General features: G+C 46.6%; 7 protein-coding genes and 2 pseudogenes. 6 read left to right on the forward strand and 3 right to left on the reverse strand.

The genetic code is table 11. From position 1 onward, the window contains the following. The 3 genes from QZL69_RS08235 to ttdB all read left to right on the forward strand — a co-directional run. Positions 1-732 (forward strand): SLC13 family permease (locus tag QZL69_RS08235; RefSeq protein WP_291518994.1); only part of this gene is annotated, 732 nt, incomplete at its 5' end. 85 nt (positions 733-817) lie between these two features. Further along, positions 818-1,717 carry a L(+)-tartrate dehydratase subunit alpha gene (ttdA, locus tag QZL69_RS08240; protein ID WP_022214739.1) on the forward strand — a complete coding sequence of 300 codons (900 nt, stop codon included), beginning with the start codon at positions 818-820 and terminating at the stop codon, positions 1,715-1,717. Continuing rightward, positions 1,717-2,343, forward strand: a complete 627-nt coding sequence (gene ttdB / locus QZL69_RS08245) for a L(+)-tartrate dehydratase subunit beta (RefSeq protein WP_022214740.1) — start codon at positions 1,717-1,719, stop codon at positions 2,341-2,343. The genes ttdA and ttdB overlap by 1 nt, the downstream gene beginning before the upstream one ends. A gap of 140 nt (positions 2,344-2,483) precedes the next feature. Here the strand turns inward: ttdB and QZL69_RS08250 are convergent, their stop codons facing one another. Then, on the reverse strand, positions 2,484-2,933 hold the full coding sequence (locus QZL69_RS08250; protein ID WP_022214741.1) for a MerR family transcriptional regulator: 450 nt from the start codon (positions 2,931-2,933) through the stop codon (positions 2,484-2,486). A 37-nt stretch (positions 2,934-2,970) separates the two neighbouring features. Then, positions 2,971-3,936: a P1 family peptidase gene (locus QZL69_RS08255; protein WP_022214742.1), complete on the reverse strand. Its 966-nt coding sequence runs from the start codon at positions 3,934-3,936 to the stop codon at positions 2,971-2,973. Between the two features lie 152 nt (positions 3,937-4,088). Here QZL69_RS08255 and QZL69_RS13995 point away from each other — a divergent pair. From QZL69_RS13995 to QZL69_RS08270, 3 genes and pseudogenes are all read left to right on the forward strand, one after another. Then, a pseudogene (locus QZL69_RS13995) lies at positions 4,089-4,271 on the forward strand (flavodoxin); the annotation flags it as partial. A gap of 249 nt (positions 4,272-4,520) precedes the next feature. Beyond that, complete coding sequence (locus QZL69_RS08265) at positions 4,521-6,149, forward strand: N-acyl-D-amino-acid deacylase family protein (RefSeq protein WP_022214744.1); 1,629 nt, start codon at positions 4,521-4,523, stop codon at positions 6,147-6,149. A 30-nt stretch (positions 6,150-6,179) separates the two neighbouring features. Further along, a complete protein-coding gene (locus tag QZL69_RS08270) occupies positions 6,180-6,833 on the forward strand; it encodes a trimeric intracellular cation channel family protein (protein WP_022214745.1) in 654 nt (217 codons plus the stop codon). Positions 6,834-6,918: 85 nt separating this feature from the next. On the opposite strand, the pseudogene QZL69_RS08275 reads toward QZL69_RS08270, so the two are convergent. Beyond that, positions 6,919-8,429 (reverse strand): annotated as a pseudogene (locus tag QZL69_RS08275) (ammonium transporter); the annotation flags it as partial.

Here is an 8,429-nt window from a genome sequence, read left to right on the forward strand (position 1 = left end):
GGTCTTCCGATCTTGATCGTAGGAATTCTGTTCTACGCAACCATCGGTTACAGACTTCTTCCAAATCACGATGTCAAAGATGAGGGAGCATTCGATACAGAAAAAGATTTCAGCGACGTTCCGGCATGGAAACAGTGGTTATCCCTGATCATCCTGATCCTGACACTGCTGGCAATGATCTTTGAAGACAAAATTGGTATTAAATTATGTATTTCCGGTGGAATCGGAGCACTGCTTCTGATCCTCACAGGAGTTATCTCTGAGAAAGATGCACTCAAATCCATCGATCTCAAGACGATCTTCCTTTTTGGCGGTACACTTTCTCTTGCAGCTGCACTGCAGGAAACAGGAGCCGGTGAACTGATCGCCAACAAAGTAATTGGAGCACTTGGTGAAAATCCATCTCCATACATCCTGACATTTGTAGTATTCATTCTCTGCTGTATCCTGACAAACTTCATGTCAAACACAGCAACAACCGCTCTTATGGTTCCAATCTGCCTGTCAATCGCACAGGGAATGGGAGCTGACCCGAGAGCAGTACTGATGGCATGTGTGATCGGCGGTTCCTGCGCATACGCAACACCGATCGGAATGCCAGCAAACACAATGGTAGTAGGTGCCGGCGGATACAAGTTCATGGACTATGTAAAATCCGGATTCCCGCTCATCATCATCGCAACAATCGTAAGTATGATCATTCTTCCGATCGCTTTCCCATTCTTCCCGTGAGAATGAGAAACGCGAAAGGAATTTGATAAATAAACTCAAACTCAATTATTAACTTTAAAATTATAATAACCAGGAGGACAAACAAATGGGTAAGAAAGAACAGGTAGAGCAGCTTACCACTTATATGGCAAACTTTGTTTCCTATATTGGTAAAGTGCTGCCGGACGACATCAAGGCAAAGATCAACGAACTTGCAGAGAAAGAAGACAGCCCGCTGTCTAAAGTAATTTACCAGACCATGCAGAGAAACCAGGTTCTGGCAAAAGAACTCAACAGACCAAGCTGCCAGGATACAGGTGTATTACAGTTCTGGGTAAAATGTGGAACAAACTTCCCGCTCATCGGAGAACTGGAAGCACTCCTCAAAGAAGCAGTTGTCAAAGCTACTTTCGAAGCACCACTTCGTCATAACAGTGTAGAAACATTTGACGAGTACAACACAGGCAAAAACGTTGGTAAAGGAACTCCTACCGTATTCTGGGATATCGTTCCGGACAGCGACAAATGCGAGATCTACACATACATGGCCGGTGGCGGATGTACTCTTCCGGGAAAAGCTATGGTCCTGATGCCAGGTGAAGGCTACGAAGGTGTAACAAAATTCGTTATGGATGTCATGACATCTTATGGCTTAAATGCTTGTCCGCCACTCCTTGTAGGTGTTGGTGTTGCAACATCCGTAGAAACAGCTGCACTGCTTTCCAAGAAAGCTCTTATGAGACCGCTTGGAAGCCACAACGAAAACGAGCGTGCTGCATCCATGGAAAAACTGCTCGAAGACGGTATCAATGCGATCGGCCTTGGACCTCAGGGTATGGGCGGTAAATATTCCGTAATGGGTGTTCACATCGAAAACACAGCAAGACATCCATCCACCATCGGTGTAGCCGTAAACGTTGGATGCTGGTCCCACAGACGTGGACATATTATCTTTGATAAAGACCTTAACTACACAATCACAACACATTCGGGGGTGACTTTATAATGCTGGAAATGAAAGATGGAAAGAAAATTTTAACAACACCGATCTCAGCAGAAGATCTGAAGGATATCCATGCAGGAGATATCGTATACTTAAACGGAAGCATGACAACCTGTCGTGACGTTGCTCACAGACGTCTTGTTGAAGAAGGCCGTGAACTTCCTGTAAACGTAAGAGATGCAGCAATTTTCCACGCTGGCCCGATCATCCGTCCACTGGAAAATGATAAGTTCGAAATGGTATCTGTAGGACCGACAACCAGTATGCGTATGGAAAAATTTGAATACGAATTCGTAAGAGAGACAGGCGTTCGTGTTATCATCGGTAAGGGTGGTATGAAAGAAAACACAGAGCGTGCATGCAAAGAATTCGGTGCGATCCACTGTGTATTCCCGGCTGGAAACGCAGTTGTAGCAGCAACAGAAGTAGAAGAGATCGTAGATGCTCAGTGGAGAGACCTCGGAATGCCTGAGACACTGTGGCACTGCCGTGTCAAAGAATTCGGACCTCTGATCGTATCCATCGACACAGAAGGACGTAACCTCTTCGAAGAGAACAAAGTAATCTTCAACCAGAGAAAAGATAAAGCAGTAGAAGAAATCTGCAAGCACGTAAGCTTTATCAAATAATTCCTTAGAATTAAATGTTCAGACATATATAAGTAACGTACTTAATAAGTAAATCAAAATTTTGCCATAACAAAAGCCATACCGAAGGATTACTGCCATGATCCCGGAGTATGGCTTTTGTGCTGCTTATGAATAAAAAATTATGCGGATTTTGTTTCGTGGGCGTGAGCGTAGGCTACCTGGATCTCTTCCGGCATAGAATCCGGGATCATCGCATGAAGCTGATCTTCGCTGACACCTTTCATTGCCTGGTCATAAAACCAGCATTTGTATTTCAGCATATCAAGTGCCTGGTTCATACGCTCAATTTCTGTCTCAATATTCTGACGCTGACGCTGGAACATGGCACGGCGCTGCGGGTAAGTTTCCTTTCCCATGGCACACCATTCGATGAACTGGCGGATGTCCTTGATCTCCATGCCGGATTTTTTGAGGCATTCGATGACACGCAGAGTCTCCAGTTCGCGGTCGCTGAATTTGCGGATCCCGGAGACGCGCATCATATCCGGAAAAAGTCCCTCCTTGTCATAGTAGCGAAGCGTGGAGACCGGCAGGTCAAACATTTCAGATACTTCTCCGATAGAATACATAATAAAAACCTCCTGAATTCAGATATTTCGATTTCCATTAAAAGTTAAGATCGCGAAGCGCAGGATAACCATAAGCGGACTTCGCACTACGAACAGCACAGAGGATCGCTTCTGACATGACATCGGCTGCAAGCGTGCCGACCATATCGCAGTCTGCAGCAACAGTTCCGACGGAAAGGGCGTAGATACTGTCGCCGTCAGCAGAAGTGTGCACCGGACGGATGGAGCGGGCATAGCCATTGTGTGTCATACCGGCGATCTTGCAGAGCTGGCTTTTGTCGAATTTTGCATTGGTGATGATGGCACCGATCGTAGTATTTCCTGTAAATTTGTTTTCGCGTACTTCATAAGACTGATAGAGCAGTTTCGCAGAATCAGCAAAAGAATTACGGTCTTCATTGAGTAGACCGGCGATGATCCTGCCAGAGTGGTGATCGTAAATATCACCAAGTGCATTTACCGCAACGATCGCGCCGACTTTAAGCTCACCGATCTGCACAGCATAACTTCCAATGCCGGATTTCATGCAGAAATCCATCCCCTTAAATTTGCCGATGGTTGCTCCTGTACCTGCACCGAAGTTTCCATCCTGGTAATTGTCAAGATAAGCATTCTTACAGGCTTCATATCCCATCGCCTTATCCGGGCGGCAGTGTGGATCAGCTACGGTCAGGTCAAAAAGATCCGACTGGCAGACAAGCGGTACCTTAGTCACGCCTACATCAAAACCGATGTCCTTTTCTTCCAGGAACTGCATGACACCGCCGCCGGCATCCAGCCCGAATGCACTTCCTCCACCAAAGAGTACGGCGTGGATCGTCTGTGCATTGGCAAGCGGCTTGAGAAGTTCGCTTTCCCTCGAAGCAGGACCGCCCCCGCGGACATCAAGTCCCGCGCACATGCCGCCTTCGCTCAGGATAACGGTACATCCTGTTCCTCCATCGACATTCTGTGCATTTCCAATGCGGATCCCCGGAAAGTCTTTGATACTGATAACGTCCATTACATTCCTCCATAATCTGTAAAACCATAAAATAAAACCGGAATTTACTCTATATTTTACCTAAAGGTATTGACCTAAAGTCAGGTTTAAGTGTTATACTCATAGTAACAAATTAAAATTTTAATGTCAAACAGAATGGAGGAAACTTTATCATGGCAAAGAAATTAGTAGCATATTTTTCAGCAAGCGGAGTAACAGCAAAGATGGCAAAAGCCCTGGCAGAAGTTACAGGAGCAGATCTTTTTGAAATCCAGCCTGTAGTACCGTACACCAATGCAGACCTTGACTGGATGAACAAAAAGAGCCGCAGCATCTGCCAACTGGAAAGAAGGCAAACGTTTCGGAAGTGCGGACAAGAATGCTCTCAAAGTATGGGCAGATTCCCTGGGAATGTGATCCTCACAATAAAATACACGATCACAGACAGAGCGATATAGCCTGTTTCTTAAAGGAAGCGGGTGTGTATCGCTTTTTTCTGCTTTTTTATAACAATATAAAAATATTTTTGGCAAATAAAAAGTTTTTGCAATATCCAATTGCAAGAATACATGATTACGGTTATAATGACGGCAGAGGTGAGCAAAATGGCAGATTATATCATCTGTAATGGAAAGATCGTAAATGGAAAAAACGAGGCTCCTTTTGAGGGCAATATCATAATAGAAGGAAGCCGGATCAAAGAAATCACAAAGACGACGGAGTTTCCTTCTGATTTTCCGAAGGAGCGGATCCTGGATGCGAAGGGCGGCTATGTGACGCCGGGATTTATTGACATCCACAGACATGGAGACTGGCAGGCACTGGAAAACGGTGACGATGAACTTCTGAACCGTCAGGGACTTACGACAGTTGTGAATGGAAACTGCGGCCTTTCGGTCGCACCGGTTGGAACAGAACATCAGAAGGAGATTCTTGGTTTTATCAGTAGCGTTACCGGAAATCCGCCGGAGAAATATATAAAGGAAGACAAAAGCTGCCCGGCAGCAGAGTCCTTCCACGCCTATATGGATGCCCTGAAAGCGACGAAGCGGAGCGTGAATACAGGAATGCTCGCGGGAAACGGAACGATCCGTGCCTGTGCAGCCGGCTACAGGACAGGAAGTTTGACGAAAGAAGAATTAAGAACAGCCTGGAAGCAGATCGAGGAGAGCCTGGACGCAGGAGCACTCGGTATCAGTCTTGGTATTGCCTATGCGCCGGAATTTGAATACGATGAAAAAAGCCTGATCGAAGTCTTAAGTCCGCTCAAAGATACCGGGATCCCGATCACGACGCATGTGCGCAGCGAAGGCGACAGTCTGATCGAATCACAGAAAGAAGTCCTCCATGCAGCAAAGGCACTTCATATCCCGCTGCACATCAGTCATGTGAAATGCATCGGAAAGAAAAACTGGGGAACGAAATGTGAAGAAGCCCTCCGGCTTTTTGCACAGGCGAGGGCAGAGGGTGTGCAGCTTGATTTTGACCTGTATCCGTATCTGACAGGTTCCACACAGCTCGTGCATGTGCTTCCACCGGAATGCCAGAAAGGCGGTACGGATGAAATCATCCGGAGACTGAAGGACAGAACATACCGTAAACATCTGACAGAAGTCCTCAAAACACCATCTGATGAATTCGAAAATATCGTGGAACTGGCAGGTTTTAACCAGATCTATACAAGCACGCTCCATACAGAGAAATACAAAGCCTATGCAGGAAAAACGATCCAGGAGATCGCAGACTTTACAGGAAATGATCCGTATGATACACTGTATGACATTCTGATCGAAGAAAACTGTCAGGTCACAATGCTTGACACGATCGCATCGGAAGAAGACATGCTGCATTTTCTGAAGGATGAATATGCAAATCTGATCTCAGATGCGATCTATCCGGCAGGTGGCAAATATCATCCGAGGGTTTATGCCGCATTTCCGAAGGTGCTTACGGACTATGTGCGTGACAGACAGATCTTTACGATCGAGGAGGCTGTCTACAAGATGACAGGAAGAGCAGCGAAACCTCTGCATCTGGACCGTGGCGTTCTGGAGGCAGGGAAGGCAGCAGATATCAATATTTTCCATCTGGAGAATCTCAAGGTGAAAGCAGATTTTGATGATCCGGATCAGTTCTGCGAGGGATTTGACTACGTTCTGACAGGAGGGAAGATCGCAGTCAGGGATGACAGATGGACAAACACAGGAAGCGGAGAAGTTCTTGTGAGAAAGTAAACAAATAAAGGGGAATTGGAGAGGGAAGTTATGGATTATCAGCAGCTCATTACATTTATTATGGAAATGGTCGGGACGATCGCTTTTGCGGCATCCGGTGCCATGGTTGCGGTAGATCGGGCAATGGATATTTTTGGTGTGATCGTGCTGGGAGTCACGACAGCTGTAGGAGGAGGGGCAGTGCGTGATGTGATCCTCGGGATCGTGCCGCCGGCAATGTTCCAGCATCCGGTTTATACGGTCGTCGCAACGGTCACATCCTGTGTTGTTTTTATGATCCTGTATCTTAAGAAGGAACTCCTTCAGGGACATAACAGGGAGACTTATGACAAAGTAATGCTTGTCATGGACTCAATCGGGCTTGGAATCTTTACTGTGGTAGGTGTGAATACAGGGATCGCCCATGGATATATGGATTATACTTTCCTGCTGGTGTTCCTTGGCACCGTCACAGGTGTCGGCGGAGGACTTCTCCGTGATGTCATGGCAGGTGTGCCGCCGTATATCCTGGTGCGCCATATTTATGCATGCGCGTCTATCGTCGGAGCAATCGTCTGTGTGGTACTGTACCGGAATTTTGGGGCAGTCGCAGCGATGGTGGGAGCCTCAGCGGTGGTAATACTGATCCGTTATCTGGCAGCGCATTACCGGTGGAATTTGCCAAAACTTACAAGAGAAGAATAAAAGACGACAGAAAAGCAGCCCTTCTACACAGAAAGAAGAGCTGCTTTTGCTTAGAGGAAAATCTATTAATACTGCCGGGGGAATCTTATTCCAGCGGCTGAGTATCCTGAAGTGCTTCAAATCCTTCCTCACCGGTACGGATCTTGACAACGTTTTCGATATCATATACGAAGACTTTTCCATCGCCGTACTGACCGGTGTGAAGTGTTTTCTTGGCTGTTTCGATGACGGTTCTTACCGGAACGAGGCTGACTACGATCTCGATCTTGATCTTCGGCAGCAGGTTCATATCCATCTCAACACCACGGTAGTAGGAACGGGAACCTTTCTGTACACCGCATCCCATAACGTTTGTGATGGTGATACCGGTAACACCGATCTCATTCATTGCATGCATGAATTCTTCAAGTTTGCTCTGTCGTGTGATGATAACAACTTTTGTCAGTTTATGTACGCCTTCCTTCGGAAGTTCTGGAATGGTGGCTGCAACTTCAGCAGGTGCAACATTTGCGGAAGTGTTTGCGGAAGGAGCTGCTTTTGTAACACCCATAGGTGTTGGAACAGTCATAGTGTCGTGTACAACGAATCCGTCGTATGCACTTGTAAGACCATGTTCTTTGGAGTCCAGACCTTCGATCTCTTCTTCAGCAGTTACACGAAGACCAACCGTATGTTTGATCGCCTGGAAAATGATCGTCATAGTAACAGCAACCCATGCGATGGTGATGATCATACCGATAAACTGTACACCAAATCCGTGGAAACCGCCGCCTACGAGGAGACCTTTCCATTCCGTACCTGTACCATCGGAGAAAAGACCAACAGCAAGAGTACCAAAGGCACCGTTTAATCCGTGAACGCCGACAGCACCAACCGGGTCATCGACTTTGAGTACTTTGTCAATAAATTCAATACCAAATACTACAACAAAACCAGAAGCGATACCGATGATAGCTGCAGATGTAGGAGAAACGGTATCACAACCTGCTGTGATCGCTACCAGACCTGCAAGAGATCCGTTGAGGGACATGGAAACATCAGGTTTTTTGTATCTTACCCATGTGATAAGAAGAACAGTGACAGTTGCAACAGCTGCTGCAAGGTTAGTAGTTACGAAGATCTTACCTGCACTTACGATAGCATCGCCTTCCATGCTGACGGTAGATGCACCGTTGAATCCGAACCAGCAGAACCAGAGGATGAATACACCTAAAGCACCGATGGTAAGGTTATGTCCAGGAATCGCTTTGGACTTGCCGTCTTTTCCGTATTTGCCGATACGAGGTCCAAGGATGATGGCACCGATAAATGCTGCAACACCACCGACCATATGTACTGCACAGGAACCTGCAAAATCATGGAAGCCCATCTGGCTGATAAATCCGCCGCCCCAGATCCAGTGTCCGGATACCGGGTAAACGATCAGGCTGATCAGGAAACTGTAGATACAATAGGAAGAAAATTTAGTACGTTCTGCCATGGCTCCGGATACGATCGTAGCGGAGGTTGCACAGAATACTGTCTGGAAGATCAGGAATGCCCAGAACGGAACGCCGTCAGGAAGCATTGCGGAACCATAATTTGCCTCTGTGGCAA

Source organism: Blautia sp. CAG:237 (assembly GCF_000436615.1).
In the GTDB taxonomy this organism is placed as follows: domain Bacteria; phylum Bacillota; class Clostridia; order Lachnospirales; family Lachnospiraceae; genus Blautia_A; species Blautia_A intestinihominis.

What these genes read in the sequence shown, in the direction of transcription:
- ttdA (WP_022214739.1), top strand. Translation starts at nt 818, where the DNA reads ATGGGTAAGAAAGAACAGGTAGAGCAGCTTACCACTTATATGGCAAAC.
- ttdB (WP_022214740.1), top strand. Translation starts at nt 1,717, where the DNA reads ATGCTGGAAATGAAAGATGGAAAGAAAATTTTAACAACACCGATCTCA.
- QZL69_RS08250 (WP_022214741.1), bottom strand. Translation starts at nt 2,933, where the DNA reads ATGTATTCTATCGGAGAAGTATCTGAAATGTTTGACCTGCCGGTCTCC.
- QZL69_RS08255 (WP_022214742.1), bottom strand. Translation starts at nt 3,936, where the DNA reads ATGGACGTTATCAGTATCAAAGACTTTCCGGGGATCCGCATTGGAAAT.
- QZL69_RS08265 (WP_022214744.1), top strand. Translation starts at nt 4,521, where the DNA reads ATGGCAGATTATATCATCTGTAATGGAAAGATCGTAAATGGAAAAAAC.
- QZL69_RS08270 (WP_022214745.1), top strand. Translation starts at nt 6,180, where the DNA reads ATGGATTATCAGCAGCTCATTACATTTATTATGGAAATGGTCGGGACG.